Source organism: Streptomyces sp. NBC_00012, from assembly GCF_045040875.1.
GTDB lineage: Bacteria > Actinomycetota > Actinomycetes > Streptomycetales > Streptomycetaceae > Streptomyces.
On record NZ_CP108310.1, the window covers coordinates 288,466 to 306,689 of the forward strand.

Annotated in this window: 16 protein-coding genes and 3 pseudogenes; 6 read left to right on the forward strand and 13 right to left on the reverse strand. The window is 69.7% G+C overall.

What is annotated here, in order from left to right:
- Nucleotides 1-84: 84 nt before the first annotated feature.
- From OHA19_RS40480 to OHA19_RS40520, 9 genes and pseudogenes are all read right to left on the reverse strand, one after another.
- Nucleotides 85-1,491: pseudogene (locus tag OHA19_RS40480) on the reverse strand (IS1380 family transposase).
- Between the two features lie 120 nt (nt 1,492-1,611).
- Complete coding sequence (locus tag OHA19_RS40485) at nt 1,612-2,157, reverse strand: transposase (protein ID WP_405722750.1); 546 nt, start codon at nt 2,155-2,157, stop codon at nt 1,612-1,614.
- Entirely contained in the window at nt 2,154-2,693 is a 540-nt protein-coding gene (locus tag OHA19_RS40490) for a winged helix-turn-helix domain-containing protein (protein ID WP_331750299.1), read from the reverse strand. Before OHA19_RS40490 ends, OHA19_RS40485 begins: the two co-directional genes overlap by 4 nt.
- A 175-nt stretch (nt 2,694-2,868) precedes the next feature.
- Nucleotides 2,869-3,452 (reverse strand): annotated as a pseudogene (locus OHA19_RS40495) (transposase); the annotation flags it as partial.
- A gap of 223 nt (nt 3,453-3,675) precedes the next feature.
- Complete coding sequence (locus OHA19_RS40500; protein ID WP_405753438.1) at nt 3,676-4,695, reverse strand: restriction endonuclease; 1,020 nt, start codon at nt 4,693-4,695, stop codon at nt 3,676-3,678.
- Nucleotides 4,629-5,171 (reverse strand): hypothetical protein, encoded by a 543-nt coding sequence (locus OHA19_RS40505; RefSeq protein WP_331750295.1) that lies wholly within the window; start codon nt 5,169-5,171, stop codon nt 4,629-4,631. Before OHA19_RS40505 ends, OHA19_RS40500 begins: the two co-directional genes overlap by 67 nt.
- A gap of 316 nt (nt 5,172-5,487) precedes the next feature.
- Nucleotides 5,488-5,616 (reverse strand): annotated as a pseudogene (locus OHA19_RS40510) (AAA family ATPase); the annotation flags it as partial.
- Nucleotides 5,617-5,697: 81 nt separating this feature from the next.
- The gene (locus tag OHA19_RS40515; protein ID WP_331750293.1) at nt 5,698-6,156 is read right to left on the reverse strand and encodes a hypothetical protein; all 459 of its coding nucleotides are present in this window, start codon (nt 6,154-6,156) and stop codon (nt 5,698-5,700) included.
- Nucleotides 6,157-6,162: 6 nt separating this feature from the next.
- Nucleotides 6,163-6,486: a hypothetical protein gene (locus OHA19_RS40520; protein WP_331750291.1), complete on the reverse strand. Its 324-nt coding sequence runs from the start codon at nt 6,484-6,486 to the stop codon at nt 6,163-6,165.
- A gap of 629 nt (nt 6,487-7,115) precedes the next feature.
- On the opposite strand from OHA19_RS40520, the gene OHA19_RS40525 reads away from it, so the two are divergent.
- From OHA19_RS40525 to OHA19_RS40535, 3 genes are all read left to right on the forward strand, one after another.
- Complete coding sequence (locus tag OHA19_RS40525) at nt 7,116-7,535, forward strand: hypothetical protein (RefSeq protein WP_331750287.1); 420 nt, start codon at nt 7,116-7,118, stop codon at nt 7,533-7,535.
- A 332-nt stretch (nt 7,536-7,867) separates the two neighbouring features.
- A complete protein-coding gene (locus OHA19_RS40530) occupies nt 7,868-8,314 on the forward strand; it encodes a DUF6585 family protein (protein WP_331750285.1) in 447 nt (148 codons plus the stop codon).
- 35 nt (nt 8,315-8,349) lie between these two features.
- Nucleotides 8,350-9,225: a DUF3592 domain-containing protein gene (locus OHA19_RS40535; protein ID WP_405722745.1), complete on the forward strand. Its 876-nt coding sequence runs from the start codon at nt 8,350-8,352 to the stop codon at nt 9,223-9,225.
- Here OHA19_RS40535 and OHA19_RS40540 read toward each other — a convergent pair.
- Genes OHA19_RS40540 through OHA19_RS40555 form a run of 4 tightly spaced genes read right to left on the reverse strand, consistent with a single transcriptional unit; the run spans nt 9,218 to nt 14,783 of the window.
- Nucleotides 9,218-10,483, reverse strand: coding sequence for a CHAT domain-containing protein (locus OHA19_RS40540; RefSeq protein WP_331750279.1), 1,266 nt, complete (start codon nt 10,481-10,483; stop codon nt 9,218-9,220). The genes OHA19_RS40535 and OHA19_RS40540 overlap by 8 nt on opposite strands.
- Before the next feature lie 11 nt (nt 10,484-10,494).
- Complete coding sequence (locus OHA19_RS40545) at nt 10,495-12,138, reverse strand: hypothetical protein (protein WP_331750276.1); 1,644 nt, start codon at nt 12,136-12,138, stop codon at nt 10,495-10,497.
- A gap of 3 nt (nt 12,139-12,141) precedes the next feature.
- On the reverse strand, nt 12,142-13,401 hold the full coding sequence (locus OHA19_RS40550) for a hypothetical protein (RefSeq protein ID WP_331754214.1): 1,260 nt from the start codon (nt 13,399-13,401) through the stop codon (nt 12,142-12,144).
- Entirely contained in the window at nt 13,401-14,783 is a 1,383-nt protein-coding gene (locus OHA19_RS40555; protein ID WP_331750272.1) for a hypothetical protein, read from the reverse strand. Before OHA19_RS40555 ends, OHA19_RS40550 begins: the two co-directional genes overlap by 1 nt.
- Nucleotides 14,784-15,461: 678 nt before the next feature.
- Here OHA19_RS40555 and OHA19_RS40560 point away from each other — a divergent pair.
- The 3 genes from OHA19_RS40560 (at nt 15,462) to OHA19_RS40570 (ending at nt 18,079) form a co-directional block, all read left to right on the forward strand.
- On the forward strand, nt 15,462-15,983 hold the full coding sequence (locus OHA19_RS40560; RefSeq protein ID WP_326770389.1) for a hypothetical protein: 522 nt from the start codon (nt 15,462-15,464) through the stop codon (nt 15,981-15,983).
- 223 nt (nt 15,984-16,206) lie between these two features.
- Nucleotides 16,207-16,575 (forward strand): hypothetical protein, encoded by a 369-nt coding sequence (locus OHA19_RS40565; RefSeq protein WP_331750270.1) that lies wholly within the window; start codon nt 16,207-16,209, stop codon nt 16,573-16,575.
- Between the two features lie 406 nt (nt 16,576-16,981).
- Entirely contained in the window at nt 16,982-18,079 is a 1,098-nt protein-coding gene (locus tag OHA19_RS40570) for an integrase core domain-containing protein (protein ID WP_331750268.1), read from the forward strand.
- The last annotated feature ends 145 nt before the right edge of the window (nt 18,080-18,224 follow it).

The window sequence follows — 18,224 nt, forward strand, 5'->3', positions numbered from 1 at the left end:
TTTGTTCCCTGGGCATGGCGGACTCCCGGCGCGGTGGTCGGGTTCTCCGGGGTCCTTCGGTCGTGGGTAGGTGGGGGCGGCCGGTCAGCCAACTGGTCGGGGCAGTGCAGCGAGGCGGTCGAAGGCCGTGGCCAGTTCGTGTCTCCAGGGCCAGGTCGCCGATATCCGCAAGCGCAGGCGTAGGCCGCCGCGGGTGAGGCGGGCGGCGACGTGCAGCAGCCGGTATCGGAGCTTCTTCGGCTCGGCAGCCGCGAGTTCGCCGTCCAGCAGCAGGACGCGCATCCAGGCCAGCAGATCGACCGCCGCGAGGCTGAGTTCGAGCCAGACGGCGTTGATGGTGAAGTCGCGGGAGGGGAAGCGGCCGAAGCCGGTGTTCTTCCCGCACCGGATATGGTCCTCGACCGTGGCATGCCCGCGGTGACGGACCTCCAGGAACTGGGCGGAACCGCCACCGGAGTACGGGGTGTCGGTGAGGAACACCTGGTGTCGCAGGCCCTCGTCCTGATCGAACAGGGACAGTTGGGCGCCGGGGTGCGGTCGCTCCCGGCGCACGATGATTCGGGTGCCGGCCGGGTAGCCGGCCAGGTCGACCATGCCGGTCAGCTCGGCGACCTCGGCGCCGTCGCGCAGTGTCCCGTTCTGGTCCAGGGCGAAGTGCCAGACCTGCTCAGGCAGGGTCCGGATCGCACGGCGGACCGGCTCGGTGACCGCGTATTCGACCGAGAAACGCAGGTCCAACCCGGTGCTCGCGCAAGGTTCGGATGCGGGCGAGGAAGGCTTTCGCGGATCCGGCGCTGTCGGCGCGGACCAGGATCGCGGTGCCGTGCCGGTGAGCGTCAGGGATCTGCGCGAGGGCGTCGTCCAGTACCGCGATGTGATCGGCGGCGGTGTTGGCTCCGGAGTTGCCGGGCCGCAGCCGGCCGGACACGGCCTCGCCGGTGTTCGCGAGGAAACACAGCAGCGGATGAAAGCCGAAGCCGCCCTTGTAGGTGGGCGCGGCCTGTTCCTTCTCGGAGTGGCAGGTGATCAGCGTGGCGTCGAGGTCCAGGACCAGGCCGGGAAGTTCGTGTCCGCCGGCCCGGACAGCGGGTATGCCCTCGCCGGTCTTGGCGGCCTGCATCCAGGCGACTTCCCGGGCCGAGGCGCGGGCCGCTCGCAGCGAAGCGAGTACTGCCCCGTCGGTGTCGGCGAGCAACCGCCAGGCAGTGGGCGTGGAGGCGACCGGGCCGAACACCTCGCCCTGGTCCCGCAGCACGGCCAGATCCGCTATCGCCTCACCGCCGTCGGCGAGCATCACCGCGAGATCGGTGAAGGTCCGACCTGGATCGTGCCCGGTGCCACGCGGTCGCAGCGGCCTGAGCGCAGTGGAGTAGGCGGTGGTCAGACCGGTGGCATCGGCAAGATCCGCCAGCAAACGTGCGCCCGCGTGCCCGACCACCCCGAACCGTCAGTGGAGACGTGGAGCTTGGGACGAGAACCGATACCCTGCACGCAGAAAGTGCCTTCCGCTTGGACCGACAGAACCCCTCGACAAGGTTCATCGTCCCAGCTCAGAAGGCACTTTCGTATTTCCTCCCCGCTTCCGGCCTCATCTCAACCGAAACGGCGAGGTTAGGGTCTGGCCGGTCTGTCGAGAGCGAGGCCCGTCCCGGCGAGGAATCCGCCGAGGATGCCGTGCCGGTACTGCAGCGCTTTGAGCCGCCTCCTGCGGAGCAGAGTCTCCAGCTCGCTGAGGGTGCGGGCGGCCAGGTTGGCCAGGCTCCGCTTGATGTGCGCCCACAGGCCCTCGACCGGGTTGAGGTCGGGCGCATACCCGGGCAGCAGGACCACCGTCAGCCAGTCCCGCTCGGCAACGAGTGCCTTCATCGTCTTGGAGATGTGGGTGTTCAGCCGGTCCCACACCACGATCAGCGGGGCCTTGAGCAGTTGGTGGGCGCCATCCAACAGGCGTATGCAGTCCGCCTCGCCCAGCGAGCGACGCTCGCCCTTGCGGCCGGTATGCCGACGCAGCCGGTAGCACAGACGGGCGGGCAGGCCCGGCCGGAAGCACAGCAGACCGGCCACCGAGAGACGTCCCCGGCTACGGCCGGACACCTTGACCCTCGGGGTGATGCCGCGCCGGCCCCAGGTGCGGCCCCTGGGCGGCCGACCGGTCACGCCCGCTTCGTCCTCGAAGCAGACGAACGCGCCGGTCGCCGCCCGGAGGGTTTTACCTCCTGCCAGGTCGCCTCCCGCCATGCGGTGATCGCGTCCTCGTCGCGTTCGGCGGCGGGCCGGGCGGGCATCTGCACGCTGTAGCCCATGCGGTGCAGCAGCCGAGTGACCCCGGAGACGCTGTAGGAGAGGTGGAACTTCCGCCCGATCAGCGTGCGTACCCGCGCGGCGGTCCACACCTGGTCGTCCGCCCAGCCGTGCGCGGCCGGCCCCTCATCAAGCCACATCGCGAGCTTGGTCTGCAGCCGTGGGCCGAGCCGACAGCCGTAGCCGCAGGGGCCTCTGGAACGCAGCGCCTCGCGTCCACCCGTCCTCCAGGTGCGCCGCCACTGGTAGACCGACTTCTCACTCACCCGTAACTCCCGGGTGATGCACGGGACTTCCACGCCCTCATCGAAGAGGTCAACGGCCCGCATCCGTACCTCTTCCCGGCGCCTGCGCTGCTCGGCGGTCAGCCCGCCCCCGTCCGGATACCGCATGCCTCCGGCGTACCAGCCCGAACGGACCGCGTCACCCCTCCCGACACAAATCCAGACCCCGAAACGCCGAAATCAGTAGTCGACCGTGCAGCCGCCCGGCGGCCGGGCCCGCCCGTACGGCGATCAGTCCGACGCCGGCCAGTGTGGCGCGCGGTCGGAGCGGAGGCGGCCGAGGCACCAGCACCTCCGGGTCGCCCGGCTGCCACTGCCCGGCATCCACCAGCCGCTCGATGACCTCGCGGATCTGGACTGTGGTCACCGCGGCGACGTCCGCACCGGCCGCACCTCCTGGACCGCGTCCAGCACCGCGGTCCAGGAGGTGCGGCCGGTCTCCAGCGCGGCCACCACCGAGTACGGCCAGCCCGGCACCATTTGATGCTTGCCCTCGCCACGGCCGAACGTGTGGCAAAAGGCCCGGTCAGCACAGGTGTTGGCGTCCGGCCGCAGCCACGGCGAGACATCCACGGCCAGTACCAGCTGGCCGTTCGCCGCCTGCGGCAGTGGCACTCTGGCCAGGGCCCGGCGAAGCCGGGCGACATCGATCTGTCCCCGGTTGAGTCCTCCGTACAGGGCGCCGTGACCCCGACGGTGTTCCGGCGCGAGCGCCAGGTCGACCAGCGTCCGCACCGGCCCGTCCGTACACAACAGCGCGTCGCACAGCTCGAACAACGCGTCGCCTCGCGCGGTCAGACGCGCGTACAACTCCGACCGGAAGCGTGACGCTTCCGCGAACGCGTCCCGCAGGACGCCCCGATGCACCAAACTCACGACCACGGCCTTCGCGCTGTTCCTCTGCCTCTGTGACGGAGCAAAGGATCAGCCGAAGGCCGCTTTCACGTCCGGTGAACTGCGAAAACGCTCACCAAGTTCGAGCCGCGTTCGACCGCGGACCATAAACGACAAGCTTAGTGATACGCCAGCCGCCCCGCTCCAGTACCTGGATAGCGGCCGCGGGGTATCGCGCAGAGGCTCATCGCCCTGCTCAGCTGTCGAACCAGACGACGAGTCTGACCGCCTCGTTCCCGTGCAGACCCGCGAGAGTGCGCATGACCGTCCAAACGGGCTTCCACTGCCCGTCCGGACGGACGACGTCTTTACGCCTGAGGCGGCCTATACGAAACAGCCGGTCGCCGTCGGACCATTCGGTGCCTTCGGGGAAGTGAAGGCCAGCCCTGCCAGCGATGTCCTCGGGGCAACCGCAGAGATCGAGGAATGCTTGAGGGGCCCCAAAGTGCCGCTCGTAAAACTGCCAGCCACCGTCGGCGTTACGACGGTGCTCGTGTACGTAGGGGTCCGGCTGCAAGGACAGCTCATCCCAGTCGACCTTCTCCACTTCTGCCCAGCTGATCGAAGTTGCGCTGTGCCCCTCGTGGTCCTCGTACAGATCACGGACGCGTTTCGACGCATCGTGTGGAAGGCCGCGGGCGGCTGCGATCGGTTCGAAGGCTTCATCGTCGAGGATCCCGAAATCGTTGCGGACCCCGAAGAGGCATCCGAAGGCGTCGTAGTCCCGCACATCGTTCAGGTGATCCAGGTTGATGACGGCATGCCAGTACGAGTCGTTCTCGTAGTCGCGATAGCCAAGGCGGCATTCGATGAAGCCATGTATGTCACACCCCATGCAGACCATCTTCGTGATCCAGGAAGGCGCACGCCACCCAAAATTGAGCGGACGTGCTGAGCCGGCCGCGGCAACAAGATTCTGCAGCGTGGGGCGGCCGACAGCGGTCTTCTGGTGCTTCACCTGGGCCACAGCGATCTCGGCGCGCACATCTACGCCTGCGTCGCCATGTGCCGGTGTTACCTCAGCATCCTTGAACCCGAGCGCCCGAAGATGCTCCGCGGCGATGTACTCGCAACCCCGCCAGTCGATGTCCGGCGATGCCCCCGCCGGAGACCAGGCATTCGCAGCGCCGGGGAAGGGTGCCAAACCCCTCACGAGGGGTCGGGGCGCGGCCGGGCCACCGGCCGTGCTTCGATCCTCATGCCTGTGCCGGGCCACCGCATCCGGAACACCATGGAATTTGGGACTCCGTGCGGTTGCTCGAACCGGGTACGGCGCCATGGCAGCTCCCCTGGACCCACTCGCCCGACGCAGTCGGCGGGGGTGTCCGGGGTACGGGTATGTAGCTCGGCGCGCACGGGGGCCATGGGCATTTCCTCGGGGGGCGTGGGGGGCATCGCTGCGTGGGCTGCCTCCGCAGCCTTCGCTGCCTCGTACTCCTCGGGGCTGGCCGTGCGCCTGCGCCGGCCGACCTCGTCGGTGAGCCGGTGCCGGGTCTCCGGTGCTTGGGGGGCGGCCCAGATCTGGACGAGGTGCTGTTCCAGAACGGTATCGCCCTCCTCCGCGTGGATGTCACCGGCCTCGGACGTCGCATCTCGTCCACGTGCGTGGATCCAGAACCTCCACCACTGGTACTCCCCCTCCTCACCGAGGAGAGGGACTTCCACCAGGTCTTCGGAGAGGGGATCGCCCACCAGCGGTCCCTCGGACGGGAAGCACAGGCAGGATCTCGTTGTAGAAGTCGCCGAGGAAGCTCCGATCGTCCCAGCAGGGGTCGATCTCGGCGTCGAACATCATCGCCGCCTGACGCGGCCTGCGGCCTGGCAGGCGGTCGGCGAAACGTCCCGGAAGAGCTGCCGGATCGGCGGACCGGCAGCTATCGCGTCGTGCCGGGTCTGCTCGGGTTCGGCGTGCGTATCCATGGCCAGCGCAGCCTACTGGAGCATCTCGGGCCAACGACCCGTCGCCTGGGCGGAAGCTGGCAGGCCGTCGGCCCGGAGTCTGCAGCGGTCAGCCGGCCTCGGCGGGCGCTTCGGTCCGCGCCCGGGTGCTGGCGAGGCGGTAGGAATCGGTGCCGGTTTCGATGATGGTGCCGTTGAAGGTCAGACGGTCGACGATGGCCGCGCAGAGGCGGGGGTCGGGGACGTGACACCACCGTCGTCCGGCTGCTGAGCTGGATCGTACGGGGCCCCGAGACACGGTCCCGGGGCCCGCTTTTCACTATTCCTGTTCCGTGGTGCCCGTCGGATCGGTCTCTTCGGACTCGTCTTGAGGCTGTGCCAGGGCGTCAGGAATGAAGTGCGAGTAGCTCTCGCGTAGGTGCTGGGTGACGCGGTCGTCGGTCGCCTCGTAGTTCAGCTGTTCCTGGAAGAACCGCAGCTTCTTCTCTCCAGCGTCGAGGATCTCGCCCCAGTTCTTGACCCAGACCTCATAGTCGTCCTGTACGTCGGCGAGGCCGGCGGGACGGTCCTTCTGCCTGATGTCGCGGAGGATCTTGTCGGAGTATTCGTAGGTGACGAGGTAGAAGCGCCATTTGCAACCGACCCCGCTGTACTGGGGATCGTCAATGATGGCCCGGGCGTAGCCCTTGATCTGAGCGAGTTCCTTCGGGCCGACCTTCACTGTGGGTCGCTTGAGCTCGATGACGAGGCGCTCGGTGGAGTTGTCGTCCCACTCCACCCTGGTTCAGTCAGGCGGTGGTGGTGACGCGGAATGCTGCTCGGCTCTGGTGACGCGTTCCTCAAGGGCCCGGATGCGGTCGTAGAGATCGACCAGGGTCACCCCGTTGGCAACCACGCCGGGGCGCTGCCAGTGCCTCCGCACAAATTCCTCTCGGCTCTCCTGCGACGACTGCTGGAATCCGGTCGGAGCCGCGGCGCGTGGTGCCGGCGCTGACCTGGGCTCGTTTCGCCCGAGCGAGACCTTTTGCAGCTTCAGCACAGCAATCGCACCGAGCACGATGACCACGAGAGCGGCGACGGGTATCAGCAACAACCAGCTGGCCGACATGAGAACCCACGCTTTCCGAAGCGTCCCACGATTTGCATCGTAGAATGGCGGGCACCGCGCCGGGCCGAGGAGATGCCGGACAGGCCCGCGGCCAGAACCGCCCGGGTGATCGTCTTGACCACGGGTCCCTCCTCGCCGTCGGCCCTGTCTGACGGTGCGGACGATACGTGGTCGGGTGGCGCCTACCGATCCCAGGTTCGACCGCCGGCCCAACGCCGGCACGCGCGGCGACACCACCGGCGCGGCGACCTGACGGCGTCGGGCCCGGCCCGCTTCGACATCCGTCCAATCGCATGACACGCCCTCAGGTGAGCCGGCGGAGTACCAGGCCCGACCCTCCCCTGGCCGAGCGAGCTTGATCTGATGGCGCAACTCGCCGGTACGCGGGTGCGCGAACGCCTCCGGGACTGGGACCGCGCCCCCTTCACCGGAGCGAGCCGCAAGCACGTCTCCGTCTGCAAGAAAATCCGACGCCTACTCCCCCACCGCCCCGCCGGGACGTGAACCTGGGATCGGTAGGCACGGCAGCGCACCTAGCGTCCACACCGTCAGGACATACTCGGCGGCACTGCCCGGTCGGCAGTGCGCAGTCGGTAGTCCGCAGCCAACAGTGCAGAGGAGAGTGCGTCATGGGAGTCTTCGACAGGCGTCGCCGGAGCCGCGAGGAGAAGGCCGCGGAGATCGTCGACCAGGTGGCCAGCGGCAAGGGCTTCTACGGTCGGGCCACGCGCGCGTTCATGGGCAGCGAGAACTTCGCCGAAGTCCAGCAGTCCATCGGCGCTTACAAGTCCGGTGGTGAGGTCCAGCAGTTGCTCGCCGCGGGGATACCGACCGTCCCGGCGGTCGTCGTGTCGATCAGCGACACGGGCAAGCTGGTCAACTTTGACCCGGTGGTGAACCTTGTCGTCCAACCGACCGGAGCGGCGGGCGGCCAGGTCACCCTGCAGACCCTGGTGTCCAAGCTGCAGATCCCCCGTGCCGGCGACCAGGTACTCCTGCTGGCCGATCCCGCGAATCCCGGCGGCTACCTCTACGGCGGGTTGGCCTGACCGACGCCGCCTGCGGACCGCTCGCCATTCCATTCGATCCGGTCAACCCGACGCGAGGCAGCAACTCATGGCAGCACCGACCGCTCTGACGCCCGAGGCCGCAGACCTGGCGGACCGTCACAGTCTCGGCGCGCTGGAGACCACCTTCGCCCCCAAACGCCTGAACAAGCTGATCTCCGCCGCCATCTGGCTGGCGATTGTCACGCTGCTGCTCATGTTCGTGGTCCCTGGCCTGGTGTACCTCTGGACGCTGCGCAAGTTGCCGGACTTCAACCCGAAGCAGGCCTCCAAGCGACTCCATCTCTTCGAGAACGGGATGATCGCGCAACCGCATGGTTGCCATTCGCTGGGACTCCGTCAGGCTCTACCAGGACATCACCCAGACGTACTCCAACGGTGCGCCGGCTTACCGGCACTGCACCTACGTCGCTCTCGCCCCCGGCGCGAGCGCGACGATCACGGAGTTCTTCGAGAACCCCGAGACCTGGGGGTCCAGGATGCAGGAGGCCGTGGTCCACGCCCAGGGGACGAAAGTACAGGAAGCGGTACTGGCGGGCGAGACCGTCCGCTTCGGTGCCTTCGAGGTCTCCGGTCTCGGCATAGCCACCGCGCAGAAGAGTCTCCTCTCCTGGCCCGATGCCCAGGAAATCCAGCTCAGGGCCGACTGGGCCCGGGTCATGCGAACCGGCGTATCCGATGCCTGGGATGCCGACGCGGTCAGCAGGATCGCGAACCTCTATGTCTTCCTGACCATCGCCGAGAACCTCTCCACGCAGTAGCGGACGCAGCACACCAAGGACGGCGGGAGACTCGGATGGACGGTCAGGGGATGCTGGGCCTGTGGTGGACGGTGCCGACGGGGCTGGCGCTGGTCGGGTACGGGAGCTCACTGGCCGGGGTGACGCGGCCACAGCGGGCGGTGTGGGTGACGGCGCGGGTGGTGGAGGTGCATCAGCCGGACCACGGTGACTCCAAGAGACCCGGGATACCAGTGACGGTCGCGTTCCAGGACCCGGCCACGGGGCGGGAGTTCAGGCTGCGGCACGCGGGGAAGAACGGCCACGTGGTGGAAACAGCATGGGTGGGCCGGGAGTTCCCGGTGCGTTATCCACAGGGGCGGCCGGAGCGGTTCCACCTGATGCTGGACATGTGGGGGGAGACGCGAGGGATGGGCGGGCCGAACTGCACGGTCTTCCTGCTGCTGGTGGGGCTGGTCATCCAGGCGTTCTTCGTGTGGGGCTGGCCGAGAGGGCTGATCTGCCTCGGTGGCCTGCTGTTCCTCATCGTCGCGATCAGCCGGGACTGTCAACTTGCGCGCGCCCGCGCGGCTCTGTTGGCCGAATCCGTCGCCGTCCCGGGCCGCGTGGTGGCCGTCACCAAGGACGTCTACACCGACGGGGAGGGCGCCGAGATCGTCAACCACGCTCCCGTCGTCGCCTTCACCACCCATGAGGGAATCCTTGTCACCGCGCTGTGCCGCGAGGGCATCCCGGACCCCAGCCTGTCCCTCGACCGCGATCTCACGATCCACTACGCGCCCGCCGACCCGTCCGTCCTCACCCCCGACCTCGACCACGACCGCCGCGAGCGGGCGACGAGCGTCAGGTTCATCGTCACACTGCTGCTCGCCGGAATCGCGGCGGTCGCGGCGGGCGTGATCTCCCTCTACCACCTCTTGCCCGTCACCTGACGATGCAGGTCATGGCCGCCCACAGCAGGGGCGAGTGTTCGATCCGGCCGCCGGTGCGCCAGCGGTCCAGTTGCTCTCGCTGCCAGACGCCGAGGCGGTGCACAGGGTCGCGGTGTTCGTGGGCGGTGTCGACGGCGATGACGGCCTCCGTGAGCGGGCGTACGGGCTCGGGCACGTCGGCCAGCCGGTGGAAGGCAAGGCTGGTGGGCAGCACCCAGCGGGTGGCGGTGACCAGTTCGGCACCGTTGTGGATCATCGCGGACGCCAGGCCGAACGACTCGGCGAACCGCAGATCGCCGCCGCTCTCACAGGCGATCAGGGCGACGCGCGCGGGCGCGGGCCACAGCTGGGCCCCGGGGACGCCGTCGGCCCGCAGAGGGAGCGTGCCCAGGAGGAGATCCTTGGCCGACAGCGGCCGGTGGGTGCGGATCACATCCGTCAGCCCATCGGTTCCCGGACCGCAGCACAGATGAAGCGTGCCGTCCTCGCTCTGCCCGCTCTCGACCGGCGCGCCGCTCACATGCCCGACGTACATCAGCCGGCGCGCCCCCTTCCTCAGCACGCCGCCCAGCCAGTCCCGGTCCAGATCGGTGCGGCGGAACGCCTCGGCGGGAGTGGCCACGGGCGGCACGACGGTGCCCGCGTCGAGACGGCGCTGTACGAGCGACAGCAGCGCCGGGTCCGCCCCGGGCGGACCCAGCACCGAGCCGAGCGGGGAGTCAGCCCGGAACCCGGGCACCCGGGGGTCGAGGACGAGCACGACGGCGTCGGCTTCGGCGTCCGGTGCCGGACGCGTGGCGGCGCCGGGCCGCCGCAGCGAGGCCGGCGCGGTGGTCACGACGTCCGCGAGGTCGATGAGCCGTACGTCACCGCCGCTGCCGTCATCGTCATCCTCCACGGCGAGCCCCTCCCACGGGACCTGGGCGACCCGGGGCGACGGCTGGATCCGCACCAGCGGGCGGCCCGCGTGCTCCGACACGTGGCGGATCTGCTCGGTCAGGCCCGGCGGCCACAACGCCTCGGCCAGCACGCGCGCGAGCCGGCGTTCGGCCTCGTACGCGGCCATCGCCCCCGACGCGAAGGCGCGCCGCATCCCCTCCGCCCCCTCGCCCGCGCCGGGCAGTGCGGCGGTCAGCGCGCGGACCGCCTGGGCGACCTCCTCGAAGGGCGCGTGCCCGGTGCCGAATCCCTGGGCCACGCGCGTCCACGTCCAGGTCATGTACAGGTCGCCGGCGTCGGCCAGCCGGACCTGGACCACCGGGCGGTTGGTCAGGCCGTCGGCGACCAGAACAGCACCTCCTCCTCGCTCACGATCCGCCGGTGATAGCGGAATTCGGCCGCCTTGATGTACTGCTCAAGCGCGATGCGGCCCGTTTCCGGTGACATCACCACCCTCGGCGGCGGCGCGACGCGCAGGCCGACGGAGGCGGCGGCCTCGGCCGCCACGCCACCCAGCGTCATCGGGCCGTCGGCGGGCGCGTACGTCTTCATGGCGGCGTCCGGAAAGACCGTCCCCTCGCCGGGGGCAGCCGGCGGCGTACGGTCGGTGCGGCCCAGAACCAGCGAGGCGCCCGCGCAGCGGTGTTCCACCAGTTCGAAGAGCAGCCCCTGATCGCCGCTGCGGTTGACGAGGCGGAAGGCCAGCCGCATGGCGTCGTCTGCCAGTTCCAGCCACTGGCTGCGCGCGTGGGCGGTGGCGAAGTCGTAGCGTGCCGCCTCCAGCGCCAGCGCGACGGGAAGCGCGAGGGAGATCGCGGTGGCGATCGCGGTGGTGATCGACGCCGGCTCGTAGTCGCCGGGGTTGATCCGGTTCAGGTTGTCCTCAAGGATCCGGGCGAGCGTCAGGTCCACCTGTGCGCACCGCTCGTATACCCCGCGCTCCTGGTACACATCGCGCGCCGCCTGGGCCAGCCGCTGCAGCTCGGCGATGTCGCCCCGGTCGTACGCCTGCTGGGCGGCCAGCAGCATGGTGTCGGCGGCGGCGATCGCGGAGCCGAGCCGTTCGAAGCGGGCCAGGCTCGACGCCATCAGGTCGTTCGCGCCGGTGGCGTCGCCGCGGCGCTCGGCGAGGGAGGCACGCGCCTGATCGCAGACCGCGAGATCCTCGAACTGGCCCTGCCGTTCGAAGATCGCGGAGGCCTCGGCGTACAGCTGTTCCGCGCGGTCGAGGTCGCCGGCGCGCATCGCGGCGTACGCCCGGTGGGAGATCAGCTGCTGCCGCCCAGCGTTGTGTCCCAGCGCCAGATAACCGTCATCCGCGCGGGCGAAGTAGTCCTCCGCCAGGTCGAACCGCCGGGTCGAGGCGCAGATGATTCCCAGACAGTCCAGCAGATGTGGCACGATCGCGGGCGTGGTGGACAGCAGCGCCGAAGCCAGCTCCTCGGCCGCGCCCCACTCGCTCCGGTCCACCAGCAGATGCACCCGGGTCTGGCCGATCTCCGCGGTGCGCAGCCCCTCGGGATCGTTCAACTCGGCCAGCAGGGTCGCCGCCTCGTCCACAGCCGCCTGCGCCTCGTCCAGGCTCCCGGTCCTGCGCATCAGTTCGGCCCTGGCCAGCAGTGTCTTCAGCAGGACTTCCAGCCATAGTTGGCGGCCGCGCGGCCCCATCGGCACGGACGCGACGCCCCGCACCAGACCGAGGGCCTGCTCGATGGAGAGGGCCGCACCGGGCAGATCCGTGGCCGTGAGCTGGACCGTCCCGATATCGGACAGCAAGTGCCCCCGCAGGAGCCGCACATCGGGAGAGTCCTCGAACGACTCGGCGAGGGTGAGCAGTTCTTCGTAGACGGCCTGCGCGGCAGGGAGATCTGAGGTCAGTTGATGGTGCTCAGCGAGTTCGAGGCCGCTGTCGAAGGGCTCGCCGTAGCTCAGTCCCGCCAGCTGTTCTGCCTGTTCGGCTTCGTCTTCCGGCATTGGCTAGAAGTCCTCCTCCACGGCAGCGGCGGCGGCGATCTCGGCGAGGAACGGTCCCGGGTGCGTGTCGTCGTACGGCGAGGGCCGCGCCGCGGCCGCCAGCCGCTGCCGGGCCAGGGCGCGGACCGCGTCGCGATGGGCGGCGTCGCCGGGGGCGCCGGGGCCCGGGTCGAAGCCGGGGAACAGGACGCCGACCTCGATGCGCGGCGGCATCGCGGCCGACGGCAGGTCCTGGCCCACGTCAAGCTCCAGGTCCGCGTGGCCGGTCCACAGGTCGTCCCGCAGGACGAGGGGCACCCGGGCCGCCCGGCCGCCGTCCACCCGGACCTCGGCCACAAGGGGCGCTCCGGCGGCGGGCGCTGCGACGTCCGCGACGACCTCGACCTCGATCCGGCGGCGGGCGCCGACCGCGCGGGCGGTCCAGGACACCGCGTCCTCGGCGGCGTCGACGAAGCCGGGCGGGTAGCGGCGCCAGTCGTTGCTGCCCGAGCCCCGGGTGATCACCCGGCCACCCGCGACGAGCGGATCGCCCGCCGCGAGGGCGTACCCCCTGTGCCGCGCGAAGAGGGTGCCGAGGTCGACCGACGTACCGACCGGACGGCGCTGGTCCAGGGACGCCCGAAGGTGACGCAGTGACGGGCCGCCCAGCCCGGCGCTGTCGGCCACGTCGTCGATCAGCCGTAGGACGCTGTCCAGGTGACGCGCCGTATCGGTCGGCTGCGCTGGAGCGAGCCACCACCGGACCAACGGGTCGAGCGCCGCCTGATACTCCGCTATCAGTTCGGCCGCGCAGTCATCGGGCTGATCGCCGAAGGCGGTGTCGAACAACTGATGGCACTGGTGGGTGAGCGCGGCCAACTCCAGTCCGAGCACATCCGGTTCGAGCCTCGTTATCCCATCCATGTACGAAGTCGGCCACCACCGGGCCGCCCAGTGCCCGAAGGCGAGCCGGGCGGCACCGCCCGCCAGAGTGGTCACCTCCGCCTCCGCCACCGTCACGCCGGCCGGCACCCCCGCCTCGCAGCCGTGCACGGCGGCGGCGACGCGCTCACCGTAGAGCGCCCACAGCCACTGCTGCGCCCGCCCCGCGTCGTGGACCTGCGCCGCCGGCAGGCCCTGAGCACCGAGGACGGGCCAGGTCAGAACCGCGCCCGCGACGTCGAGAACGGCCCGGGTGAAGGCGGGACCCGCGGGCTCGTAGCCGACCCGTACGGTGCCGTCCTCGGCTCGTGTGACATGGGTGTCCATGCTGGCCTCGGGCATTACGCGTTCCTCGTCTCGGCCGTCGGCTCGGCCGCCGGCGCGGCGGTCGCCGACAGCGTGCGCAGCGCCGAGCGGACCCTGGCGCGGTGGTCCATCATCACCGAGCGGGCGACCCCGTCAAGCAGTGCCCAGGCCGACGCCATGTCGTTCAGCGGCGCGTCGCGGACATCCCGCCCGTGCAGCCGCACCCACAGCCGCCGCATGTAGGCGACCCACGGGGTGCGAAGGTCCCGGGCGAGCGCGTCCAGCACGCCGCCGTCCGGGTCGGGGCAGGGAGAAACGGTCATCCTGCGGGCGCGGAGGACAGATGCCTCCCGTTGCCAGCGGCTGTTGACGGCGCGGTGCGCCGCCGTCCGCCCCGGCACGGACTCCCCGCTGCCCAGCGGATCCAGGCCGACCGCGAGTCGACCGCCGAGGACCACGGCAACCCGCAGGCTCTCGTCGTGCAGACCGAGCGGAGCGCAGCTGCGGCCGACCTCCCGCCGGACGAGCTCCGGCACCGTCGGCAACCCCTCGCGCCGCACCGACGACTGCAACACGACGAAGAGCCGCTCGAAGAGCGTGCGGTCCAGCGGCGCCGGAAGCGTGGCGGTCGAGGCACCCCGGCCGACCTCCGGTCGCGGCGGCACCTGATGCTCGGTCAGTTTCAGATGCGCCGGCAGATCGTCGCGTCCCCAGACACCGCTCGCCTGCGCCCACAGGGCTCGGCCGAGCAGGCTTCCGTATCCACCCTCGACCATGGCCTCAAACGACGACGAATTCCTCTCCGGGCTTGGCGCCCCACAGGCTTCGAGAACTGCGGCCGCCGCATGGGCTGCCACGCCGGCGTCACCGGCCGCGGCCGTCTGACGGCTCTCCCAGGCGGCGGCCAGGTCTCCGTCGAGCCGGGAGCGCCGGGCGGCGTCGGCCAGATGGTCCTTCAGCGCCTCCACCGTGCGCCCACCGGCGGCATTAGCCACATCCGCGAGGGCGGCCCTGGCCACTGCTTCCGCACCGGCTGAGGGCTCTCCGTGCTCGGTGGCCAGCTCGAAGCAGAGCTGGAAGTACAGGTCCTGGGGGTTGCCCGCCACGATACCCAGCGCCCGGCGGGACTTCTTGAGCAGTGTGAACCACTGCGCCGTTGCCGCAAGGCGCGCGCCGGCCTCCCGGATCAACGCCTCGAGGAGCGCGGCCTCCCGCGGGTCGAGGAAGTCGGCCGCGAGTTCCGGACGCAGCGACGGCCTGACCACCAGCGGCAGCACGATCAGCTTGACCGACCGGGTCAACGGCGCACCACCGGGGCCGCTCAGCGAATCCAGCCCCGGCCCGAGGCCGCGCCAGGCCCTGTCGATGACCATGGCGCGCGGACGACGCTCGCTGGTCGGCTGGCTCAGGGGCGGCATGGCACGAGATTACGGCGTCCGGGACACCCGGGCGAATCTGGGATCGGTAGGTGCCATCGGCCCCCTACCGTCCACATCGTCAGGCAGGGCCGGCGGCGAGGAGGGGACCATGGCCAAGACGACGATCCGTACCGTCCGGCGCGCTCGGCAGGTATGCGTGGCCCGGCTTCACCACAGCCGGTGCGCTGTCGGCCCGGAGACCCCGAGCAGGCCGAACTCGGTTACGGCACCGACCCGGTCACGTTCGAGACCGTATACGCCGAGGACCAGGTCCGGTCAGCCCTCAGCCCTCGGTACCCGCCGCGATCTCGACAGCGCCGCACGCGGCATCCGGGCCGAGGTCGTGGTCGCCGCCGTCTCGTCTCTACCGGACGCCGAGGACGAGGTCGCCCTCCGGCCACCCGCCAACCCCGGCGCGCCGGGACCTGACAGCACCAGGAGGAGCGAACGTCATGGAAATCCTCGGAGAGCGTCGCAACAGCCGCGAGGAGCGGGCCACCGAGATCGCCAAGAGGGTGGCCATCGGCAAGGGTGCTCACGGCGGCCCACGCGCGCGCCGCCGTCCACCTCACCGCCGGCGCAGCCATGGATCAGCGGGACACAACGGACCGGACACGAATTGTGCGCAACCCATCAGGGCCCGGCTACACGGCCCACCTTCGACTCACCGGGGTTCCCATGCATGTCCGTGCCTTCGCCCTCGCCGTCACCTGCGCCTTGATGCCGCTCACCGCGTGCAGCAGTGCGTCCACCGGTAGTTCTCAAGCCAGTAGCGCAACGGCCACTCCCACGACGCCGCTTCCCGCCACCGATCCCGTCGCCGTCGTCGCGTGGTTCAAGGACAGCCGCCACCACACGGGCCTCAAATCCCTGGACGGGGACCTGTCCAGATATACCGCCGGCTCCGCGGCCTCCGACGCTGGCATCGTCCTGAGCGCCTGCAACGAACTCGCCCACGACGTCCGCATTCTCAAGACCTTCGAGCCCATCCCCGACGCACCTGCCCAAGCCTCGTGGGTCTTGGCCCTCGCCGACCTGGAGCAGGGCTCAGCCGACTGCGCCAGCGGCATCCTCAACAACGACACCGCCCAGAGCGCCAAGGCCAAGTCAGAGATCAGCAAGGGCAACAGCGAGTACGCCGCGGTCGTCGACCGACTCGGCACCATCCTGGGGGTGCACCCCACAAGCTCACCGACATGAACGCCCGAAGCCGTCAGCACCCGTCCCGTGCGCCCCGGAAGAGGACCCGGCAGCCCCAGCGAACCGAGTTGGCATGGCCTCATCCTGCGTGCCGCACAGTTTATTGCCGGGGCACAGTGGGGTGTTCGTCATCCGCTGCCCGGTGCCGGGGCCGTATCCGACGACTCGGCAGGCTGATGTCCGTGCCTGTCCACGAGGGCGTGTCAGACCGCATAATGCGGCGATGAGGAACCACGTCGTTCTCGGCTGCGGACTGCCCATCGAGGAGCGCATCAGGCAGCTCGCCGAAGGGTGGATCCGCGACGGTCGTGACCCCGACCACCTGGTGACCGGCAAGGCGTTCTTCACGGTGTATTCCTGGTACTCCCGGCACTGGGCCGACCATGACATCGCGTGGTCGGAGTTCGTCGCCGCCTCGTACGACTTCATCGGCGGCAGCGACGGCTGGAAGGCCATGCTGCGTGAGCGGGCCGCATGCGAGAGCTGCCGGGACATATACCGGCTGGAGAACATCGGGCTGTGCACCGGATGCATGCGGTACACCTGCTACGCCTGCGGCGCCCACGGATCCTGCGTCGGCGAGATCGTTTGACCAACGCCGACCCAGCCCGCCCCGGTGCGGGGCATGAGAAGGTACGGGGTCCTCGGAGGCGTTCGGACCGTCCGACGCCGAATCGCCGTGTGAGGAGCCGCTGTGACAGTGCCTCCGGTACAACCGCGTCACTGAGGATGATCCTGTGGAGTGGACACCCTGACAATGGATCTTGACGGTCCAGGGAGGGATGTCCAGGTGGGACGCAAGTCTCCGTATCCGGAGGAGTTCAGGAAGGATGCCGTCGCGCTCTACCGCGCCGCGGCCGGGAAGCGAACGTTGCGCTTGCCGATAAGCTCATCCGCCCTGGTCGGAGCTGGTGTGCGGGGTGTACGGGATGTCGAGCGCGGTCGGTCGAGTCTGCGCCGTCGCGCGGCTATCGATCAACGCGGCATGATGACCAACCGTGCTGCTGCGACTGGCCTACTTGGGCATGGCGAACGCGTTCGCCATGTTGCGCCTGCTACCGATGAGCGATCGGGACAAGGACGTGGAAATCCTCGCCCTGCGCCACCAACTGTCGGTGCTGGAGCACCAACTCGGTAAGGAGAAGGTGCGGTTCAGCCCGAGCGACCGGGCATTCCTGGCGGCGCTGCTGCACCGGCTGCCGCGGGACGTGCTGCGCAGGCTGCGGCTGCTGGTCCGGCCGGACACGGTGCTACGTTGGCACCGCGACCTGGCCGCCCGCCGCCACGCCGCCGAGTCCAAGCCGAAGCGCCCGGGTCACCCCCGCACCGTGCGCTCCATCCGTGCCCTGGTGCTGCGCCTGGCACGGGAAAATCCCACGTGGGGCTACCGGCGCCTCCACGGCGAGCTGCTGGTGCTGGGCGTGAGGGTGGCCCCCTCCACGGTCTGGGAGATCCGGCGGGAGGCCGGGATCGATCCGTCACCCCAACGGAGCTCAAGTACGTGGGCGGACTTCCTGCGCTCGCAGGCCGACGCCCTGCTGGCGTGCGATTTCTTCGAGACGGTCACCTTGTCCGGGGCACGGATGTACGTGCTCGCAGTGATCGAGCACGGCAGTCGGCGGATCCGGATTCTGGGCGCCACGGCACACCCGACCACCGCCTGGGTGGCGCAGGCCGCGAAGAATCTCGTCATGGACCTGGAGGACGCACGCTGCCGGGCGCGGTTCTTGATCCGGGACCGGGACGGGAAGTTCCCCGCCTTGTTCGACGCGATCCTCGCCGATGCGGGCATCGAGGTTGTGCTCAGCGGCGTCCGGATGCCGAGAATGAACTCGATTATGGAGAGGTGGGTGCAGACCTGCCGACGCGAGCTGCTGGACCGCACGTTGATCTGGAATCAGCGGCATCTGCTCCACGCCTTGCGCGCGTTCGAACAGTTCTACAACTCCCATCGGCCGCATCAGGGCATCGCGAATGCCCGCCCGCTGTATCCATTGCCCACGCCGATCACTGATCCGGACGAGATCGCCCGCCTCGACATACGCCGCCGCGATCGCCTCGGCGGCATTCTCCACGAGTACCGACATGCCGCATGACCTCAACGGATGACATTTTCGGCAAGGGCAGGGCCGGCAGACACATGACTCGCTCGAATTCCTCGATCAAGCACGATCAACGTTCCTGGAAGCCGCACGCGCACCACTCGACACCACGCAATGAGGCCGCCGACCCCCGTCCAGA